The organism is Sphaerochaeta sp. (assembly GCF_050256055.1).
Taxonomy (GTDB): domain Bacteria; phylum Spirochaetota; class Spirochaetia; order Sphaerochaetales; family Sphaerochaetaceae; genus Sphaerochaeta.
Map to the genome: position 1 here is coordinate 109,773 of NZ_JBFWIJ010000005.1, position 18,380 is coordinate 128,152.

An 18,380-nucleotide genomic window follows, 5' to 3' on the forward strand; every position below is an offset into this window, starting at 1 on the left:
AAAGTATGCAGTAATAATTGCATGATAATTAGAAGTATAGGATATTAAAATGCAGATTGTTGAGTTTTATTCGATTAAATATTCTTTAGAACGCATAATATACGTATGTATCGTGATATATGGATGTATAATTATACACTCATCATGCTTCTTTCATTCATCTATGCGTATATGATTCAATTTTTATCAGTAATTTGCTATGCTATCAATCTATGCTTAGTTACACCATGATTGCTGCCGACACCGCTTTGCAAACGCTGCTCCAAACCTGGAAGCAGACGGGGACCACTACGATCGCCATGGACTTCGAAGGGGAGTTCAACCTGCATAAGTATGGAGAACACCTGTGTTTGATCCAGCTCTTTGATGGATCCTCCTACTATCTCATCGATCCCTTCTCCGTCTCTGTTCAGAGTATGAAGCAGTTGTTGGAAGATCCTTCCCTTGAGAAGATCATGTTCGATTGCGCAAGTGATTCCGCCTTGGTGCGCAAGCAATACGGCATCATGCTCGAAGGGGTCTATGATATCCGGGTCAGTGCCTTGGCCCTTGGGTACACCGGCAACCTCTCTTCCTTGGTCGAACGCTACATCCCGGAGGCGGAGAAACACTCCGGTTCCAACAAGAAGAAAAACCAGATGACCAATTGGTTGGTCAGGCCGCTGAAAGCGGACCAAATCCAATACGCCCTTTCCGATGTGGAACATCTGTTCACCTTGAAAGCTTGTTTAGTTGCTGATCTGCAGGAGAAAGGCCTGCAAGAGCGTGTGGAAGAGGAAATGCGAACCGTCGGGAAGAGCAAGGGTCCGGATAAGCCGGGATGGGAGAAATTCTCCTCCTGGAAATACCTGAGTCGAGAGGAAAAGGTGTATCTAAAGAACTTTTTCATCGCACGCGATACCCTTGCCCAGAAGTACGATGTTCCTGCAGTCCGCATCCTGGAGAAGCACCTGTTGCTTGAGATGGCGAAGCAGGTGCCTTCCACCGATGCAGATTTCCACATCTATTGTGGAACCTGCACTCCCCGGAGAGCCGCGGAATTGATTGATGCCCTTAAGCAGGCGAAGAAAACGGCGCTCAGCGAACTTGGGCACGCATTCGGTTGATGGCTTGACGGGATTCCACCAGAAGTGACAGCACTTCGCAAGTAGGGGTGGGAATGCCGTGTTGTATTCCCAGCTTGATCACCGTACCGCAAAACCATGGGTTTTCGGTCGGCCTTCCCGCCAGCATATCCTGACACATCGATGTCTTTCCTGCGAATCCGAGTGAGGTGACCACTTTGTGATTTTGCACCACCAAGGAATCGGGAAGGTCCACTCCTTCGGCTTTGGCAATCGCCTGCACTTCCTTGCAAACTTGCTGAGTCAGCGTCCATACGCTGTCTTGGGCAAGTTCCCCGTAGGATGCACCCAACAAGCTGCTGATTGTATTGTAAGCGGTGTTGAGCATGAATTTGTTCCACAACTCCCGGTGAATATCCTGTGGGACGACACAGGCGATGCCCGCCCGGTCGAACAGCGAGATGATCGACTCGACTCGTTCACTCCTGCGGTTGTCCTTCTCTCCGAAGACGATGTGACCTTCCTCCGTATACGAGATGGCATTGCCCGCATGGGTAGCGTTCAGGCCGACGGCAAAACTATACAGCACTTTCTCTTCTCCGAACACCGAGGAAAGGATGCGCTCACTTTCGATACCGTTGAGCAAGGAGAGGATGACCGTCTGCTCTCCTACCACCGGTCTCATCAGTTCAATTGCATCCTGGAGGTGATGGTTCTTGGTGGCCAGAATCACGAGATCGGAGACTTCAGCCTCTTGGGGGGTTGCATACCGGAACGGAGCTTTCGTCCCGTTCAGGAAAATGCCTTCCCGCTCATAGCGTGCTTTCCGCTGTTCATCAACCAGAAAACAGACCTGCTTCTCCCCCAGAAAATTATGGAAACGCAATCCATATAGGGCACCGACGGCCCCGCAACCGATAAGAGTAATGGTGTTCATAGTGTTGCCAACTCCAAGATCAAGGCGGCGAGCTTCTCCAGCTCAGCCACCGGTATATATTCAGCTTTTGTGTGCGCTTCCTCGTAGCCGATGCTGCAAACCAATGCCGGAATCCCCCGTTCATTGAGGATGTTTGCATCGCTGCCTCCCAGTGTGGGTGCTTCCCGGTAGGGCAGTGCAAGTTTGTTGCAGGCTGCTTTGAATACGGAAATCACCTCACTGTCCAACCGATGGTGATACCCTGCATACAAATGCTCATGATGAATCTCCACCTCGCCCCCGCTCTTCTTCGCTGCCTGTACAAGGGCGGCTTTCATCAGCGAGGTCTGTGCGGCAAGTTTTTTGTTGTTCAGGCTCCTTGCTTCGAAAACCAAGGTGGCTTCGTCGCATACGATGTTTTTTTCTCCCGGGGCGAGGAAGGACCCGACATTGGCCGTGGTTTCCTCGTCGATGCGCAAGAGTTTCATGGCACTGACAGCGTCGCAGCCCATTTGGATGGCACTGATGCCGCTCTCCGGCTTGAACCCTGCATGGGCCCCCTTCCCTTTGAAGACCGCCTCGATCTTGTCATAGAACGGGGCGGCGGTAACCGCAAGCCCTACCGGCAGCGAAGCGTCGAAGGTGAACGCATACTCAACGCCCTTGAGTTTGTCCAAGTCCAATTTTTTGGCACCGAGCAATCCTTGTTCCTCACAAGTGGTGAACAGCACCACCAACGAGGGATGGGGAAGGTTCTGCTCCTTGATGGTATGTAAAGTCGTCAGGATGGCGGCGACGGCTGCCTTGTCGTCAGCTCCAAGGGCTGTGGTCCCGTCTGTCCTGATGATGCCGTCCTCGATTACAACCTTCGCTTTGCGGGCGAGCTCCACAGTATCCATATGTGCATTGAGCAACACATTTTTTCCGGTACCGGGAAGATACGCATAGAGGTTCCCCACTGCATCGTATTCGGTGGATAAACCGGCCTTCAGCAATTCGTGTTCCAGATACAGTGCGATGTCCTGTTCCTCAAAGGAAGGGGAATCGAAGGACGTCAGTGTCAAGAATGTTTCCAGGAGTGTTTGCATGGTCTGACTATACCACAGGAAAAATCGCTTTGACCACACCTGTCTGTGGTGTATGATGGTTCCATGAAGTACACAGCAGATGAACATCGCTACGAGACGATGGAGTATCGGTATGCAGGGCACAGCGGGCTTAAGCTTCCTGTATTGTCGCTTGGACTTTGGCACAACTTCGGCTCGGATGCCGATGACCGGGAGACCCGGTCGATTCTTACCACTGCCTTTGACCATGGGATCACCCATTTCGATCTTGCCAACAACTACGGTCCTCCGGGGGGAAGTGCGGAGGAACGGTTCGGGAGAATCCTGAAAGACGAGCTTGCTTCTTACCGCGATGAATTGCTGATTTCCACCAAGGCGGGATATTACATGTGGCCCGGTCCGTACGGCGAATGGGGCAGCCGCAAATACCTGATCTCCAGCCTGGACCAAAGCCTGAAGCGGATGGGCTTGGAGTATGTGGATATTTTTTACCATCATCGTCCCGACCCAAATACTCCGTTGGAAGAGACGATGGGAGCATTGGCGCAGGTGGTCCGCCAGGGAAAGGCCTTGTATGTCGGTATTTCCAATTACCATGCCAAGGATGCGGTGAAAGCCATCAGGTTGCTGAAGGATATGGGGTGTCCCTGTGTGCTCAACCAGGTCCGGTATTCCATGCTCGACCGTTGGGTGGAGGCTGATGATCTGCTTGATGCCATGGATGGCCAAGCGGGGACCATCTGTTTTTCCCCATTGGCGCAAGGTCTGCTGACCAGCCGGTATCTGAAGGGAACCATTCCTGCGGGTTCCCGGGCCAGTGAGAACCGATTCCTCAAAGCAGAGACGATCACCGAAGAGCGGGTTGCCTTGCTCAATGAGCTTGATGCCGTGGCCCGGCTCCGCAGTCAAAGTCTTGCAGAGATGGCCGTCAGTTGGCTGCTCAAGGACACACGGGTCACCAGTGTGTTGATCGGGGCAAGCAGCAGCGACCAGTTGCTGCAAAATCTCAAAGCCGTCGAGAAGCCGATCTCCTTCAGGGAAGAGGAGCTCTCCAGACTTGAGGCGATTCTGGGAAGGTGGAAATAGGCTGTGCAAACCTACGATGAAGCCATAGACGCCTACATCCAAGGCTTTGAACCGGAGAAACAAGTAATGATGGATCAGCTGCGCTCGCTGATCCATGCATTGGTTCCTGGTGTAGTCGAATCGATCAAATGGAGGATGCCTACGTTCTCGTTGCCCGACAAAGGGGATGTGATCCACTTCGCCGCCTTCAAGGGCCACATCGGCCTCTATCCCCTGCCCGAGGCAATTGATGCATTCGAGGCCGAACTTGAGCAGTATCACACCAGCAAGGGGGCGATCCAGTTCCCGGTCGGCCAACCGCTGCCCATGCCTTTGATCGAAGAAATCATTCGCTTCCGTTGTTCCTTGGTGGAAGCCAAGAAGCCTAAAAAACGTACTTAGGCAAGGTGGAGATAGGCAAGTACGGCATCCCTGAGGAACGCTGCATGGCCATGGTAATAGGCATTGAATCGTTCATCCTCGGTGTACATCCGTACCAGATTGGCATGGGCTTCCTTGGAATAATCGGGCCAGGTATACAAAAGCCATGTCTTATGCAGTTCTGCCAGTTCCCGTGCTTTTTCACTGGTAGGGTCTCCTGTCGCAAGCGCCTCGGAGAATACGTGTTGCAACTGTTCTCCGGTGGCTATGAATTCTTGATACGTTGCTTCATCCATCTTGAGCAGCTTGGCATTCGATTGTGCAGCCACATCTTTTCCGTACCGCTCTTCCACTTCTTTTCCGTAGGTTTTCTCATTTTCTTCGATCAGGTGTTTTTTGAACCCTTCAAACCGTTCTTGGTCGCTCATCGTGATTTCTCCTTTCTCTTGTGCGATGGTCTTCTCAAGGGTGGAAAGGATCTGATCGATCCTGTTGCGTTTCTCCTGCAATAAGATGCTCTGTTTTTCCAGCACGGCAAGCCGATCTTGGTGTTTCTGGTTCATCAATGTCCTGATGTGTTCAAGACTGAAATCCAGTTCACGATAGAACAGGATCTGTTGCAGGCGTGCAAGGTCTTCCTGGCTGTACAGCCTGCACTCTTGTGCTCCTTTGCGTCCCGGTCGCAATAAATTGATTTCATCATAGTAGCGCAGCGTGCGCTGGGTAACTCCGCTCAAGTGCGCAACAGCAGTAATCGTGTAATCCATCCTACCCTCCGGATATACCAATACACCCTCACGTAACGGAAAGGTCAAGCTACACGCTCAAGATTTTTCAAACCGGTTCTCAAAATCGAATCGGTCAAACAAACAGTATGTATGTTTACCGTTTTTTTTCGCACAGTACATGGCCCAGTCAGCAAAGTCGATCAATGCAAACAGATTGGAAGTATCTCGGTTGTAGACGGCGAAACCGATGCTGCAGGAAACGGGGAGCAGTCCGGCTGAGGTCTGTATCCGTTCTTTGGTCACCCGTTGGGTGAATTGATCCGCCAAGGCTTTGACGTACTCGTTGCTGATGGACCGCAGGCCATGCAGGTATAGGCCGAACTCATCACCGGCAATGCGCATGACGAGAAGTGGATAGATGTCGGCAAGACTTGCCAGGCGATGGGAAAGGGCGATCAAGTATTCATCACCCACCGCATGGCCGTAGGTGTCATTGACCTGTTTGAAGTCGTCGATGTCGATGAAGGCGAACAATCCGAGCTTCTGCGGATCACGGTCGATGGCTGCCTGCATCTCCGACCGATATTGGTATCGGCTGATCAAGCCGGTCAACGGATCCTTGACCAAGCGGTTGTTCAATTCCTGATTGAGCAATGCCAGTTTCTTGTTCGCCCGCTGCAACTCGCGTTGCGTGTTGATCAACTCGTTGTTGAGTTTCTGGATTTGTTCGAAATGGTTGTACACCACTTCGGTATCACCGAGCGTATGTTGTGCGTGCAACAAGGCGAATTTGTCGAGCAGCCGGAACATGATCTGATTGTGCTTTTGTTGTGTTTCTTCTTCCAGATCGACTGCATAGTCGACGGCAAGCACCCAGACATCCTGTTCCAGCCTGAGGGTATAGAAGCAGAGTCGCTCCGATAATTCCTGCAGGTTGAGGTGTGCGCAGAACACCAGCTGCTCCGTCTCCAAAACCTTGGAAAACAGTGTTTGGAATTGTGTCCGGTCGGAAGACGCAACCAGATCCTGAAGTATTGTCTTATTCGGCAAAGCCAGACTGATCGGGTTGGACCAATAGGTTTGTTGGACCACCCCTTGCGTGTCTGTCCTGGCAAAAAACGTTGTCATTGCCTTTGTACCGCCTTTTCAGCCCAGTAGAGAAGCTCGGTGGCCAGTTCTGTATAGATGTCGATCGGCCAGCGGGTATAGATGGCGTTGCTGGTGGAAAACGCCCTGCCGCCGACTGCGATCAGAAGCGAGGGGTGTGCATTGCGTAAAGCGACCACCGCCTCATGGCAGATGCCCAGATATTGGGGCATCGTCACCGAAAGTGCTACCAAATCCGGTGTATGCTCCTCGATTGCATGCAGCAGTGATGCAACGGGGACTGCTGCCCCAAGGTAGATGCTCTCCCACCCATGGTACTCGAACAGGTCGCTGACCATCCTGCCTCCCATCTCATGGAGTTCGCTTCCGATACAGCAGGTAAGAATCTTCTTCTGCTTGCTCGGTTGGCTGAAGATGGTAGGGTAGAACAGGGAGAGGATCATCTGGGTGGTCGATGTGCAGTAATGTTCCTTATCCACGGTTATTATGTTCTTGTGCCACAATTCTCCGACTTCCAGCATGGTCAAGCGGATGATGTCCTCATAAATCTGATCGATCTCGATGCCTTGCGCCTCGGCATCGCGAATGATTTGGATCGCCCGATTCGTATCACTGCGAAGCAAGGCGTTCAGGTAGTCGCGTCGAATCTTCTGATGCCTTCCCTGGAGGAATTGCGGTGATACCTCGATGTTGTCGACTGCCATCTCCGTAGCCTTGATGGCTTGGTCGAGGTAGGTATTTGCCAGATCGCTTCGGTCTTCACCAAACAATTTTTGGGAAAATCGTCTGAGGATGCAATAATGGCCGACCATCTGATCCTTGATCCGATCACGGTCAAGATCCTTCATCAGATTGCACAAGAGCTCATACAACCACACCGCATAATTGGTGAAGATGGTCCCGTCCTCCAGGTTTACCGCCGTGGTGAGAAAACTGAAATTGTAGAGGATATCCTCGAACATCAGGCGCTTACGGCGCTCATCCATTTCTACTACCAATCGGGGATCTTCGGCAAATTGACTGTCAAAGATTGTTTGGGCGAGGCTGATGAGATTGGGTTCGATGCTGGTGAGCAGTAAACTCATGGAAGACCTCCTGAGTGCGATGTACTCCCAGAATACCAGCAATTGGCTGAGGTGGATACGAAGAATGGTCAGAGCGACAGATTTTTCGCCGCCGTACCTTCCTTGTCGAAGAATTTTACATTGAGGCTGGAGACCTTGAGATGGTCGACCATCGCCTTATGGGCGGCTTGGGGGTCCCGATTCGCCAATGCCTCAAAGATGATTCGGTGTCTGCGGATTCCGTCATCGATGCCGCCTTCGATGAGGATTCCTTTGCCCATATAATCTCGCAAGAGGGAGGTCAACACCCCGATGAACATGGTCAAGAGATCATTGCCTGCGGCTTGGGCGATGGCCAGATGAAATTGTTCATCCAGTTTCACCCGTTCTTTCAACGGGAGGGTCTTGTCCTCGAACCGACTGAGAATTGCATCCATTTTTTCGATATCGGCATCGGTGATTTTCTTGACTGCAAGATCGACCGAGGAAAGTTCGAGGATCTCCCGGACTTGGGTCAGGTCGTCGGCGCTGATGCGGTCCACCTGCATGATGCGGTTGACCGCATTCATCACCGTATCGGTTTCAGGCCGGGTGATATACGCCCCGCTTCCATTCTTCAAGGTGATCAAGCCACGTTCCTGCAGCAACTTCATAGCCTCCCGTATGACCGGTCGGCTGACATTGTACTGCTTGGCCAGCTTCATCTCACTCGGCAATTTCTCAGACACCTTGCTGGTGGGAGAGGAGAGAATGACTTCCTCCAGATGATCGGCCACCTGCTGGCTGAGATTGGTTCGAGAGAGTGAAAACTGAGAGACGTCCATGGCAAGTTCCTTTTCTTGGTCCAGCATACTGATTTTCCTGTTCTGCCGCTAGTGTGTCGGATGATGTCCGGTCATGGCGAAGGTTCGGTTCGCACCCATCTGCAAAAAGGAGATGTCATCCCCGCAGCTGATGAAATCGACACCGATTTCCTTCCAAGTCCTGATAACGTGCTCATCCGGGGCAATCGAGACTCCGACCGGTTTGCCGGCCCGCTTGGCGGCTTGCACCACCGTACGGCCCAGGGCGAGCACCTCAGGGTGGAGACTGTCTCCCAATCGGGAGATCGAAGCGGACAAATCGTTCGGGCCGATGATCACGGCATCAAGACTATCCAGCGCAAGGATTGCGTCGATATGCTCCACCGCACGGATATGCTCGATCTGTACAATGCGTAGAAAGCTTTCTTCGCTCGCTTTCAGATACGTTTGCAAATCCTCTCTCCCATACTCGATCGCCCGTCTCGGACCGAATCCACGGTTTCCTTTGGGTGGATAGAGGCACCAGGAAAGTGCTTTCTCCGCTTCCGTTTCATCCATAACCATCGGGATGATGATTCCGTCGATCCCCATTTCCAATACCGGTTTGATGACATCCATCTCCTGGCTGGCAACCCGTACGAAGGCTGCAGCTCCACCGGCATTGGCCGCCATAACGTGCAGAAGTGTTGTCTGCTTGTCAAACGGGCCATGCTCGGCATCGATCCAGATGAAATCATACCCATACCGAGCCAATGCCTCGGTGATCGCCGGGTCGTTGAGAAATACATGTCCTCCGAGGGCGTTGCCACTTCTCAGCAACGCCCGCAGTTCTCTTCCCTTGTTCATTGTTTCAGTCCCAACAGCGTACGCATTTCCTGTTCCATGCGGATCAGGCTGGAGATCTCCAGGCGGGCATTCTCGTTGAGCAGGGAAACACTCCTGGAGCGGGTGACCAGACTCATGGGAGTACCGGTGAGATCATAATGGTATTTGGCATTCACCGGGTATGCACGTACTTCACTGACCGCAGCCACGGTAAGGAAATCACTCACTTTCCGGGCCAATTCAGGTTCGCTGGCAAAGTGCTCGTACATCCATTTGTAGATGTCGATATGGAAATTCGCCATGACCCCGTTGTACCCGTCATATCCTGCATACCAGGAATCGAGCAACGTGGCGGTATTTGCATTGAAAAGTGCAAGCTTGGTCCCCTTGACCAGCTGAGCCCGTCGTTTTTCAATCTCCAATGAGCAGGAGACATCCTTGAGGAATACCAGCTTGTCTTCCTTGGCCGCCCAGGCGAGGAATTGGTCGTCCAACAACCGAAGGTACGGGTAGGGACATTCATACAGGCCGAAGGTCACCGACGGCAACTGTGCGAAGATGTCTTGTGCGTTGGCATTGAATACCTCGCTGTCTTCCTGTTGTTGCGCCAGACGGTTGGAGACGAGCACTACCGCGTTCACGCCTGTCTCAGCCATGGCCCCCAATTCCTGGATTTGTTTTTGGTGGTCGTCGCTGGTATGGCCGCTGGCTATTACCTTGACACGACCGTCGGCGGCATCCACCACCGCTTTTGCGATGTCGAGCTTCTCCTGCTCGGAAAGGAAGAACATCTCACTGGACTGGCAGACGGCGAAGATGCCGTCGCACCCGCGATCGATATACCAGTCGGTAAGCGCCTGTACCGCAGGAAAGTCAACTTTGTTGTTCTCGGTAAAGGGCGTGATCATGGTCGGCCAACAGCCGTTGTAGGTTTCTTTCATGACTTGCTTTGCTCCTTAGATAAGTCCTGCAGCTCTGGGCAGGAAGAGAGTGACATTCGGGAAGTAGGTGATGATGACCAAGACGATCAACATGACCGCCAGCGGCCAGATGATCTCCTTCATTACCCCCTTCAACGGGGTTCCTGATATGCCGCTGGTAATGAAGAGCAGCATCCCGAACGGCGGGGTGGAGAGCCCGACCATCATATTGAAGGTGACGACCAAACCAAAATGGATCATGTCGATACCCAATTTCGCAGCCACTGGAATCATGATGGGTACGAAGACCAACTGGATGGTGGAGGTATCCATGAACATGCCCAATACCAGGATTACCACGTTCACCAACAACAGGAAGGTATACTTGTTGGACGTAAAACCGAGGATCCAGTTGCCGATGTTCGCCGCAAGCTGCTCACGGGCTACAATATAACTGATGATGGTTGCCGCTCCGATCATGATGCTGGTTGCCCCGACATCCTTGATCGTGGAGCGAATGACTTCCATCAGATCCTTGAATCCCATCGCCTTGTAGGCAAAGACGGAAACAAGCAGGGCGTACAAGCCGGCAATGGCACCCGCTTCAGTGGGGGTCATCACACCGGTATAGATGCCGACCAGCAGGATGACGGGGGTAAGGAGAGCAGGAAGGGCCCGAATGGTGAAGACAAGGAAGGTCTTCCATACCATTTTATCTCCACGGGGATAGTTGCGTTTCTTTGCTACCACTGCCACGTAGATCATCAGGAAGGCAGCCAAGAGGATGGCAGGTACCATGCCTCCCATGAACAAAGCCCCTACCGATGTGCTGGAAAGCATTGCATAGATGACCAAGGGAATCGAAGGCGGGAAGATCGGTCCAATCGTCGCTGATGCCGCGGTGATGGCACAGCTGAATTCGGGATCATATCCATCTTCCTTCATTGCCTCGATCTCGATTTTTCCCAGACCTGCGGCATCGGCGATGGCCGATCCGGTCATACCGCTGAAGATCAAGGATGCTATGACGTTCACCTGTCCGAGGGCTCCACGCATCCGTCCGGTCAGTCCGCCGGCGAATTTGAAGATCATATCGGTGACCTTTCCGGAGTTCATGACATTGGCGGTGAAGATGAACAGGGGAACAGCGATGATGACATAATTGGTATAATAGGTGTTCATGACCTGATTGACGACCAGACTCAGGTCGGCGCCCTTGACCAAGAGGTAGCATGCTGCCGAAGCGAGCATACCGAGGGCGATCGGCATCCTGAGCAAAAATATCAGGATGAACACAAACAGGGTGACGAATAAGGGAAAACTCATTGTTTCACCTCCCCAAGCAGTGGATCAAATCTGTGGTCGACGCTGTCATCGAGCTTTCCGGTAATAACGTTCCAGTCCTCAATGACCGGTTTGATCGTGTACCCGATGATCGAAAGCAGAAAATACGTGAAGGGAAGGAAAATCCAGGTATAGGGAACCCGGAGTACCGGAGTTTTCTGGAAGCCTACGAAGAAGGCATACTTGAAAGAGGGAATGACCATGGCGACGAAGGTGAAGATGATCAACAGGTTGCCGATTATACGCGCCCAGGCGGCTACCTTCGGGCTGTACGCATCATAGAGCATGGTGAACTGGACATGTCCCTTGCGGCGCATGGTGTAGCAGGCACCGAGGATGACCGACCAGCAGAATCCGATGACAATGATATCCTGCGTCCAGGTCAACGGATGGTTGACCACATAGCGGAAGAACACTTGCAGGATGAATGCCAGAAACAAAAAGATGAAGGCGATGATAGGAATGTAGACTTCCATGACATCCCTGAGAAACAACGCTAGTTTTTTCACGTGGTTGGTCTCCTACTCAGAATGAACAGAAACCCGGGGCGTACCGGCCCCGGGTTGCAGGAAGCTGCTTACTTGCCGGCAGCCACGACCTTGTCGAACATGGCCTTGTCCCAGTTCTTGGCATACGGACTTGCCAGATACTCGGCGAGTACATGTTCACTGAAAGCATCGAGGTCTGCATAATAGACCTTCAGACCAGCCTTTTTGAAGAAATCGACCAACTCAGACTCAGCCTTGAGGTTGGTGGCATCACAATATTCGATACCGGCCTTTACGCCTTCCATGACCCATGCCTTCTGCTGGTCAGTCAAAGACTGCCATTTTGCTTCGTTGATGGCGGGCCATACAGAGTCAACCAGGTGGTTGGTGATGGTGATGGACTTGGTCACTTCATAGAACTTAGCGTTCTTGGTGGAAGGAAGCGGGTTGTCCTGGCCGTCGACGGTCTTCGTCTGCAGGGCCATGTAGAGCTCGCTGAAGGAGATCGGGGTCGGGTTTGCACCAAGCGCCTTGCCCAGGAAGATCCAGGAATCGGAGTTCGGCATCCTCAGGTTGACACCCTTCAGATCGGCCGGGGTCTTGATGGGCTTGTCCTCGACCAGGTTGAGCTGGCGGGTTCCCAGATACTCGGCACCGAGGGGGCGGATTCCCTGTTCCTTGGCGATGCGGTCGAACACTTCCTGACCGATGGGACCATTGAGCACCTTGGTCATGTGGTCATAGCTCTTGAAGATGTATCCGGCGGTGAACATCGATACCCACGGACTTCCATCGGTAAGCCAAGAGGCTGCGGTGGCGGTCATATCAGCCTGGCCGCTCTTTACTGCGGACACTTCCTGTTCCTGCTTGAACAAGGAAGCCGAATCATAGGTGAGCACCTTGATCTGTCCACCGGAAACGCGTTCGACGGTTTCCTTGAAGACACGCATTGCACCAGCATGGGCATCAGTGGGAACTGCAGTCATGGTATAGACCAGTTCAACGGGTTTCGCTTCGGATGAAGCTTGGGCGAATGCCGCAGGAAGAACCAGGGCTGCCAGCAACAGGGTGATAACTACTTTCTTCATTGTTTCCTCCTCAGGACCGCAAAGCGGCTTAACAATGTTCAATGCTCCCTTGGCATCTGCCAAGTACAAAATCTGTTTAGCTGTAAAGCTGTCTTACAGGTTAATGCTCGCATGGGTTCCCGTATCTGTCAAATAGAAAAGTGAAGAAAGTTGGATTTTTTCTCCATGTAGCAATTTTATTGGATGAATCAATACAAATGAGGAGGGAACGGTCGAAAGAATCCCTGAGATGCAAAAAACGCCGCCTTCCGGCAGCGTTCAATCAGCAAGGGTTTTCCTTCAGTCCATTAAAATCTTGAAAACCACCTTCACCACGTGGGTGGGGACTTCATCCACCAGATTGGGTGCATGCGGTTCACCGGGGAAAAACAAGGCAAAGGTCGAGGTATCGGCATGATAGGAAACCAAAGCCCTTCCCTTTGCAAACGATGCGTCCTTGGCTGGATCATATTCGGCTGTGAGTATCAGATGGTTTGCGTCGGCGATATCCATCCGTTCCCTGCCGGACAAGAGGATCTGCACATCCACTTCCTTTTTGTGGATTTCGTAGGTTTCGCTTTGTGTTTTTTCGGTGTCATAGGCGAACAGGTTGTACCGGACCCGCGGATTCTCGGTGTGGTAACTCCCATAGGGGAGGGTTGCAAGCTTTCCTTCACGAAGAACGGTTACGACCGTCTCAAGGGGGGGGAGGACCGGAATATACCGTTCCAATTGGGCAACGTGGTCAATGATCATGGGACTTCTCCTTGAGCACAGCATACTGAAAGCGGGGCTGAAGGAGAAGAGAAGCCGAGACGGATTCAATGGTTCTTCGTTATTCGGATAGATTCTTTTTTAAGATTTGAGTGCATTTTCTCCTTGATTTTCTTTGCATCAAATTTCATGATTCTTGCAAGGCAACAGGATGATCAAATCGTGACCGGCTGGTTGTTCCTAAACAAAACTATCCTGCTTGGATCTGCATTGCATTCCTTTTTGCCTTTTCCTACGGTAGAATGCAGAGAGCACGGACCAAATGGGTAGCTGTTTTTGGTTGTGTGCATCCAGTTTTTCTCTTTCTCGCACGAAGGATGTTCGTTGTATGAAACACTGCTTACTCTTTGTATCCGTACTATTCTTTTCCTCTCTGTTGCTCGGAGCAGAGGTGCTGCCTGAGCAGCAAAGTGCTCCGCTCGCTGCCCGCAGCACACCGGCCGTCCAGTACTGGCATCCCCCCGGTCAGACCAGTCTGGCGGTGCAGACCCTTCCTGCATTGAATACCGGAGGAAACGTGCCGCTGCGCAAGGAAGCCAAGCTCTTGGTATTCCTATACCACAATATCGTGTTCGGACGAACAGGAAATACCTATAACCGTGATCTGTATAATTTCGAACATGACCTGCTGTATATTAAACGTAATTTCACCGTGACCAATTTCAAGGAGTTGTTGCTTACAGGGAAAACTGCAACCACCGACCAGGCGATCATCACCTTCGATGACGGGGATCTTTCCCTGTATGCCATCATGTATCCGCTTTTCAAGGAATATGAATTGGAAGCCACCATTTTCCTGATACCCAATTTCATCGGGGAGGTGGGGTATATGAGCTGGGACCAAGTCAAGGAAATGAGCAGATACCGGACCAAGGCTGGAAAAAAACTCTTTTATTTTGAATCCCATTCGTTGACACACCGTATGCTTGGAGAGCTTTCCAAAGCGGAAATACATACGGAATTGCAGCGTTCAAAGCAGATCATCGAGGAGCAGACCGGAGAAACCGTCTCCGTGCTTGCCCTGCCCTTTGGCAGCGGGGAAGGCAGAGAGGAAATCATCAGCGAGGCGTATGATTTGGGGTATCAGGCGATCAGGACATCCAGAGCTCAGGCAGTTGCGATCAAGGATGTGAATCCATGGGCCATTGGAGCAATGAATGTGGAGAATTACAGTAGCGATGTGATGGTGCAGAAAGCCTTGGCACTGATTGGGAGATGATATGAAGCGATTGCTCATCGTGGTGTTGCTGTGCATGGCCCCTCTGGTTTTGGGTGCTGCAGTGCGTGTCCCCATCCGGGAGCTTTCCTTCGGAGGTCTGCATTGGAGATTGAAATCCAGTCTCACTTTGACCTCCCCGGGACCAAATTACTACCGGGACAAGGAGGATGCTGTCTGGGTTGACGAACAGGGGCTGCATCTGACCATCCAGAAGATCGACTCCATCTGGTGGGCGACCGAGATTTTTACCCGGGAACGGGTTGGCTACGGAACCTATACCTTCACCGTCGAGACACCCTCCCGTTCCTATGAGCCGCAGGTGGTCGCAGGGTTCTATACCTGGGATACTGATTCCGCCGAGTTTAATCGAGAGATCGATATTGAATTCGCTGCATGGGGGGAACCTACCGGAACCAAGTTCCAGTATGTGGTACAGCCATATACACAGGAGGATCGCATCCATGTGTTCGACCCTGATCTCCAAGGGGATCGGACCACCCATCGCATCGTCTGGACAAAGCAGGGGATTACCTTCAGTTCCTATCATGGGCAGGTTGATCCCGATGACCCGGCCAGTGAGGCGATGTTGATCGAAAGATGGACGTATCCGGACAGCCCCAGCGAGGGGAAGGTACGGTTCCGCATCAATCTCTGGCTGTATCAGGGCAGCATGCCCACGAAACCTGTTGATCTTTTGATCACTGCGTTTTCGTTTGAGAAGGGGAAGGTTTGAACCCGGTCCTTACTTGCTGTCCCCATCCCCGGTTCTTGCGCATGGCGCTGAAGTAGGCACGCACCCTCCAGAGACTGATCATCTGCCTGACCCCAAAATTTTCCACCACTGCCATCCCGATGAGACGCAGCATATCCCGGTTGCTGTACAACTGCCGGTCGAATTCACTGATGAACAAGGCACAGAGGGAAACGAGAATGCCCAACAGTATGGTGGCCGTGAACAGGCTGAGGGCGATGGGGAGGTTCAAGAGGCCGAGGAATGCTCCCAGGATTACGAAGAACAGCCCCTGCGCCTCGACGAACGGTCCCAGAAGTTCGAAGAGGAAATAGTACAGCATCCCCACCATGCCCAACCGCCCGTAACGAGGGTTTGCGATCATGGTGGAGTGGAACAACAGGATATCGATCAAGCCCCTGTGCCAACGATCCCGTTGGCGGCGCAGGACTTTCAGTTTTTCCGGCACCTCGGTCCAGCAGTTCGCATTGCTGGCATACTGGACCCGGTAGGGCAGCCTGCGTTCACGCATGTAACGGGAAAGCCGCACCACCAGCTCCATGTCTTCACCGACGGTATCCTTCTTGTACCGTCCGCTCTTGGTCAAATATCCTCCGGTAGCTATTGTTCTCTGACGATGGAACACGCCGAAAGCACCACTGATGATCAGAAGCAGGTTCATTCTCGCCCAGCCGACCCTGCCGGTCATGAAGGAACGTATATACTCCAGGCTTTGCAGCCGCGCTAGGAATTTGTCGGGTAGGGCGATTGAATCGAGGGCACCGAGCTGTACGCTGCAACCGTTGACCGGGCAGATATTGCCACCGGTGGCTATGCTTTCCTCCTGGTGGTCGAGCATGACCGAGACCGAGCGCAGCAAGGCATCCGGTTCGAGCAGACTGTCTGCATCGATTCCACAGAAGAACTCCTTGGAAGCCACATTCAGCCCCAGATTCAGCGAATCGGCTTTGCCCCCATTCACCTTGTCCACCACCACCAGATTGGGGATGTTTTTATTCTTGTAGATGCCGCGAAGCGGTCGGGTATGCAGGTGCTCGGGAACCAATTGGTCACGTTTTTCCAGATTGAAGTACTCTATGAGTTTGGCCAGGGTGTCATCCTTCGACCCATCGTTGACTACGATCAACTCAAAATCGGGGTACTGTTGATTGAGCAGGCTGTTGGTGCTTTCAATGATATTGCTCGCCTCATTGTACGCAGGGGCGATGATGGAGATCGAAGGAAGCAGGCCCTTGGTATAGAGCAGGGTCTTGTCCTTCGCCCTCCAGAGACGGTTCTGTACGGCAGCTCCCCTGAAAGAGATGACCAGGATCACCAAGTAGATGGCGTTTATGGTAAGCGAATAATAAACCAGCAGGTAGTTGAACCTGACAACATACAAGGCCAGTAATGAGGAGAGGTTGATATCAACAAGATTCGGGAGCTCCAGCATCAGGATGATCACCGGAAAGATCAGAATGGTCAATATCAGCAGGAGGATGAGATTAAGGCGTTGGGGACGCTCCTGGTGGGGCTGGGAAGCTTGTACCGGTTTCTTGGGCTTGGGAAGCTGCATTGCCTTGAACACCGAGCTTTGCAGGTAGGTGTACAACTGTGAACGAAGATTCTCCCGCCTGCTTGCCAAGGTCCTCAGCAACTTCCCTATGGCTTCCTGCTTCCCTGCATCGGTGTTTGTGTTCAGAAACTGAACTAGGCCGCTGATATGCAGGTCAGAAGCCAAATTGGCGATCAAATTGAGTGTCCGTTCATCAATTTCTCCCTGTTGGGTTTCCAGAAGGTAGGAAAGACGATTGTCCAAGACCTTGGCCAGAACCAGCTGTTCGGCTTTGGAATGCTTCTGCTCGAACATTGTCAGGTACTCTTGGATGAGGGTGGGGTCGTGCCAAGCCATGTCCGAGAGGCTCTGTACCACCTGATTTTGCAGAGAACGTCGTTTCCCATAGGCAAGCAACGGTTCGATGGATCGTTTGTCATGCAGCATTCCGTAAGCTTGAATGACGAAGAAACGTGTTGTCTGGGAACGACTTTCGAGGAACCGTGGTTGTATCAACGCTTCCGGAGCATGCTGGCATAATGCGGTGAGTGCCTGCTTTCTGATCTGCATCTTTGGATTTTCTGCTTGCTTGATCAGGTAATCCGTCAGTTCTTCAGAGGGGTATTCAATGGCAAATTGGGTGATGAGCAACCCCAGGTATGTTCGGTCGACGTCCAGGCGTTGCTTGAGGTAGGGGAGCAGCACATTGCCGTAGCTGAGCAAGAGCGCACGGTACCGGCCCGCCATCCATGCGGTAGCCGTTCTGGTTTTCCTGATCATGATGGCAATGGCCCGTTTTTCCTTGATTTTGGCCAGGGCTTGGAAGAGATAGAGTGTCACAACCTGGTTCGACTCACGATGCAAGGCTTCCAGCATCGCCGTACGGATGGTTTTTTGTTGGACAAGATTCCCGAGGCATGCAACTGCTTCGATGCGACACAGGGCAGATCGGGAGTGCAATCGCCTGAGACAGGTACGAACGTAAGGCGATTGGACCAGATACGTTTGGATGAAGGTATCCTGCTCGGCGTTGAGGTGGATTGAGGAAGCTATCTGGTTATATACTCGCAACAGGGTCTTGGGATTGATTGCCTCAAGTTGCAGCGTTTCGGCTGTGAAGGCGTTCATCAACAATTTCTGTGCATGTTCGGATGCACTTTTTTGCCACGAACGATAAGCGCGCACCATGAGGGTCATCAGGATGAGCAGCAAATCCAGGCTGACGACGGTCAGTGTCATGATGACTGCCACATTGCTTGACAC

The 18,380-nt window shown here is 52.2% G+C and carries 18 protein-coding genes; 5 read left to right on the top strand and 13 right to left on the bottom strand.

What is annotated here, in order from left to right:
* The first annotated feature begins 212 nt into the window (after positions 1–212).
* On the top strand, positions 213–1,106 hold the full coding sequence (locus AB7C91_RS03440) for an HRDC domain-containing protein (RefSeq protein WP_332447761.1): 894 nt from the start codon (positions 213–215) through the stop codon (positions 1,104–1,106).
* Here the strand turns inward: AB7C91_RS03440 and AB7C91_RS03445 are convergent.
* Both AB7C91_RS03445 and AB7C91_RS03450 read right to left on the bottom strand, forming a co-directional pair.
* Positions 1,078–2,001 (bottom strand): ketopantoate reductase family protein, encoded by a 924-nt coding sequence (locus AB7C91_RS03445; RefSeq protein WP_332447762.1) that lies wholly within the window; start codon positions 1,999–2,001, stop codon positions 1,078–1,080. The two genes, AB7C91_RS03440 and AB7C91_RS03445, sit on opposite strands and share 29 nt — an antisense overlap.
* Entirely contained in the window at positions 1,998–3,068 is a 1,071-nt protein-coding gene (locus AB7C91_RS03450) for a M20/M25/M40 family metallo-hydrolase (protein WP_428589241.1), read from the bottom strand. Before AB7C91_RS03450 ends, AB7C91_RS03445 begins: the two co-directional genes overlap by 4 nt.
* Positions 3,069–3,131: 63 nt before the next feature.
* On the opposite strand from AB7C91_RS03450, the gene AB7C91_RS03455 reads away from it, so the two are divergent.
* Entirely contained in the window at positions 3,132–4,133 is a 1,002-nt protein-coding gene (locus AB7C91_RS03455) for an aldo/keto reductase (RefSeq protein WP_332447764.1), read from the top strand.
* 3 nt (positions 4,134–4,136) lie between these two features.
* The gene (locus AB7C91_RS03460) at positions 4,137–4,514 is read left to right on the top strand and encodes an iron chaperone (RefSeq protein WP_428589245.1); all 378 of its coding nucleotides are present in this window, start codon (positions 4,137–4,139) and stop codon (positions 4,512–4,514) included.
* On the opposite strand, the gene AB7C91_RS03465 is transcribed toward AB7C91_RS03460, so the two are convergent.
* The 10 genes from AB7C91_RS03465 to AB7C91_RS03510 form a co-directional block, all read right to left on the bottom strand.
* Positions 4,511–5,260 carry a MerR family transcriptional regulator gene (locus tag AB7C91_RS03465; protein ID WP_332447766.1) on the bottom strand — a complete coding sequence of 250 codons (750 nt, stop codon included), beginning with the start codon at positions 5,258–5,260 and terminating at the stop codon, positions 4,511–4,513. The two genes, AB7C91_RS03460 and AB7C91_RS03465, sit on opposite strands and share 4 nt — an antisense overlap.
* A gap of 57 nt (positions 5,261–5,317) precedes the next feature.
* Positions 5,318–6,349, bottom strand: a complete 1,032-nt coding sequence (locus tag AB7C91_RS03470; RefSeq protein ID WP_428589248.1) for a GGDEF domain-containing protein — start codon at positions 6,347–6,349, stop codon at positions 5,318–5,320.
* Positions 6,346–7,413, bottom strand: coding sequence for a cobalamin B12-binding domain-containing protein (locus AB7C91_RS03475; RefSeq protein ID WP_428589251.1), 1,068 nt, complete (start codon positions 7,411–7,413; stop codon positions 6,346–6,348). Before AB7C91_RS03475 ends, AB7C91_RS03470 begins: the two co-directional genes overlap by 4 nt.
* 68 nt (positions 7,414–7,481) lie before the next feature.
* Positions 7,482–8,243 carry a FadR/GntR family transcriptional regulator gene (locus tag AB7C91_RS03480; protein ID WP_332447769.1) on the bottom strand — a complete coding sequence of 254 codons (762 nt, stop codon included), beginning with the start codon at positions 8,241–8,243 and terminating at the stop codon, positions 7,482–7,484.
* 21 nt (positions 8,244–8,264) lie between these two features.
* Entirely contained in the window at positions 8,265–9,041 is a 777-nt protein-coding gene (locus AB7C91_RS03485) for an HpcH/HpaI aldolase family protein (RefSeq protein ID WP_332447770.1), read from the bottom strand.
* The gene (locus AB7C91_RS03490) at positions 9,038–9,961 is read right to left on the bottom strand and encodes a dihydrodipicolinate synthase family protein (protein ID WP_332447771.1); all 924 of its coding nucleotides are present in this window, start codon (positions 9,959–9,961) and stop codon (positions 9,038–9,040) included. The genes AB7C91_RS03485 and AB7C91_RS03490 overlap by 4 nt, the downstream gene beginning before the upstream one ends.
* Before the next feature lie 15 nt (positions 9,962–9,976).
* Positions 9,977–11,266 carry a TRAP transporter large permease gene (locus tag AB7C91_RS03495; protein WP_332447772.1) on the bottom strand — a complete coding sequence of 430 codons (1,290 nt, stop codon included), beginning with the start codon at positions 11,264–11,266 and terminating at the stop codon, positions 9,977–9,979.
* A complete protein-coding gene (locus AB7C91_RS03500) occupies positions 11,263–11,793 on the bottom strand; it encodes a TRAP transporter small permease (RefSeq protein WP_428589256.1) in 531 nt (176 codons plus the stop codon). Before AB7C91_RS03500 ends, AB7C91_RS03495 begins: the two co-directional genes overlap by 4 nt.
* Positions 11,794–11,861: 68 nt before the next feature.
* Entirely contained in the window at positions 11,862–12,860 is a 999-nt protein-coding gene (locus tag AB7C91_RS03505) for a sialic acid TRAP transporter substrate-binding protein SiaP (RefSeq protein ID WP_332447774.1), read from the bottom strand.
* A 279-nt stretch (positions 12,861–13,139) separates the two neighbouring features.
* Positions 13,140–13,595 carry a YhcH/YjgK/YiaL family protein gene (locus tag AB7C91_RS03510; RefSeq protein WP_332447775.1) on the bottom strand — a complete coding sequence of 152 codons (456 nt, stop codon included), beginning with the start codon at positions 13,593–13,595 and terminating at the stop codon, positions 13,140–13,142.
* Positions 13,596–13,941: 346 nt separating this feature from the next.
* On the opposite strand from AB7C91_RS03510, the gene AB7C91_RS03515 reads away from it, so the two are divergent.
* Positions 13,942–14,832, top strand: a complete 891-nt coding sequence (locus tag AB7C91_RS03515; RefSeq protein ID WP_332447776.1) for a polysaccharide deacetylase family protein — start codon at positions 13,942–13,944, stop codon at positions 14,830–14,832.
* 1 nt (position 14,833) lies between these two features.
* Entirely contained in the window at positions 14,834–15,565 is a 732-nt protein-coding gene (locus AB7C91_RS03520; protein ID WP_332447777.1) for a family 16 glycosylhydrolase, read from the top strand.
* Here AB7C91_RS03520 and AB7C91_RS03525 read toward each other — a convergent pair.
* Positions 15,531–18,380: a glycosyltransferase family 2 protein gene (locus AB7C91_RS03525; protein ID WP_428589259.1), complete on the bottom strand. Its 2,850-nt coding sequence runs from the start codon at positions 18,378–18,380 to the stop codon at positions 15,531–15,533. The two genes, AB7C91_RS03520 and AB7C91_RS03525, sit on opposite strands and share 35 nt — an antisense overlap.

Bases quoted from the DNA above. Each gene is read 5' to 3' on its own strand.
- AB7C91_RS03440 (WP_332447761.1), top strand. From the start codon at position 213: ATGCTTAGTTACACCATGATTGCTGCCGACACCGCTTTGCAAACGCTG.
- AB7C91_RS03445 (WP_332447762.1), bottom strand. From the start codon at position 2,001: ATGAACACCATTACTCTTATCGGTTGCGGGGCCGTCGGTGCCCTATAT.
- AB7C91_RS03450 (WP_428589241.1), bottom strand. From the start codon at position 3,068: ATGCAAACACTCCTGGAAACATTCTTGACACTGACGTCCTTCGATTCC.
- AB7C91_RS03455 (WP_332447764.1), top strand. From the start codon at position 3,132: ATGAAGTACACAGCAGATGAACATCGCTACGAGACGATGGAGTATCGG.
- AB7C91_RS03465 (WP_332447766.1), bottom strand. From the start codon at position 5,260: ATGGATTACACGATTACTGCTGTTGCGCACTTGAGCGGAGTTACCCAG.
- AB7C91_RS03470 (WP_428589248.1), bottom strand. From the start codon at position 6,349: ATGACAACGTTTTTTGCCAGGACAGACACGCAAGGGGTGGTCCAACAA.
- AB7C91_RS03475 (WP_428589251.1), bottom strand. From the start codon at position 7,413: ATGAGTTTACTGCTCACCAGCATCGAACCCAATCTCATCAGCCTCGCC.
- AB7C91_RS03480 (WP_332447769.1), bottom strand. From the start codon at position 8,243: ATGCTGGACCAAGAAAAGGAACTTGCCATGGACGTCTCTCAGTTTTCA.
- AB7C91_RS03485 (WP_332447770.1), bottom strand. From the start codon at position 9,041: ATGAACAAGGGAAGAGAACTGCGGGCGTTGCTGAGAAGTGGCAACGCC.
- AB7C91_RS03490 (WP_332447771.1), bottom strand. From the start codon at position 9,961: ATGAAAGAAACCTACAACGGCTGTTGGCCGACCATGATCACGCCCTTT.
- AB7C91_RS03495 (WP_332447772.1), bottom strand. From the start codon at position 11,266: ATGAGTTTTCCCTTATTCGTCACCCTGTTTGTGTTCATCCTGATATTT.
- AB7C91_RS03505 (WP_332447774.1), bottom strand. From the start codon at position 12,860: ATGAAGAAAGTAGTTATCACCCTGTTGCTGGCAGCCCTGGTTCTTCCT.
- AB7C91_RS03510 (WP_332447775.1), bottom strand. From the start codon at position 13,595: ATGATCATTGACCACGTTGCCCAATTGGAACGGTATATTCCGGTCCTC.
- AB7C91_RS03515 (WP_332447776.1), top strand. From the start codon at position 13,942: ATGAAACACTGCTTACTCTTTGTATCCGTACTATTCTTTTCCTCTCTG.
- AB7C91_RS03520 (WP_332447777.1), top strand. From the start codon at position 14,834: ATGAAGCGATTGCTCATCGTGGTGTTGCTGTGCATGGCCCCTCTGGTT.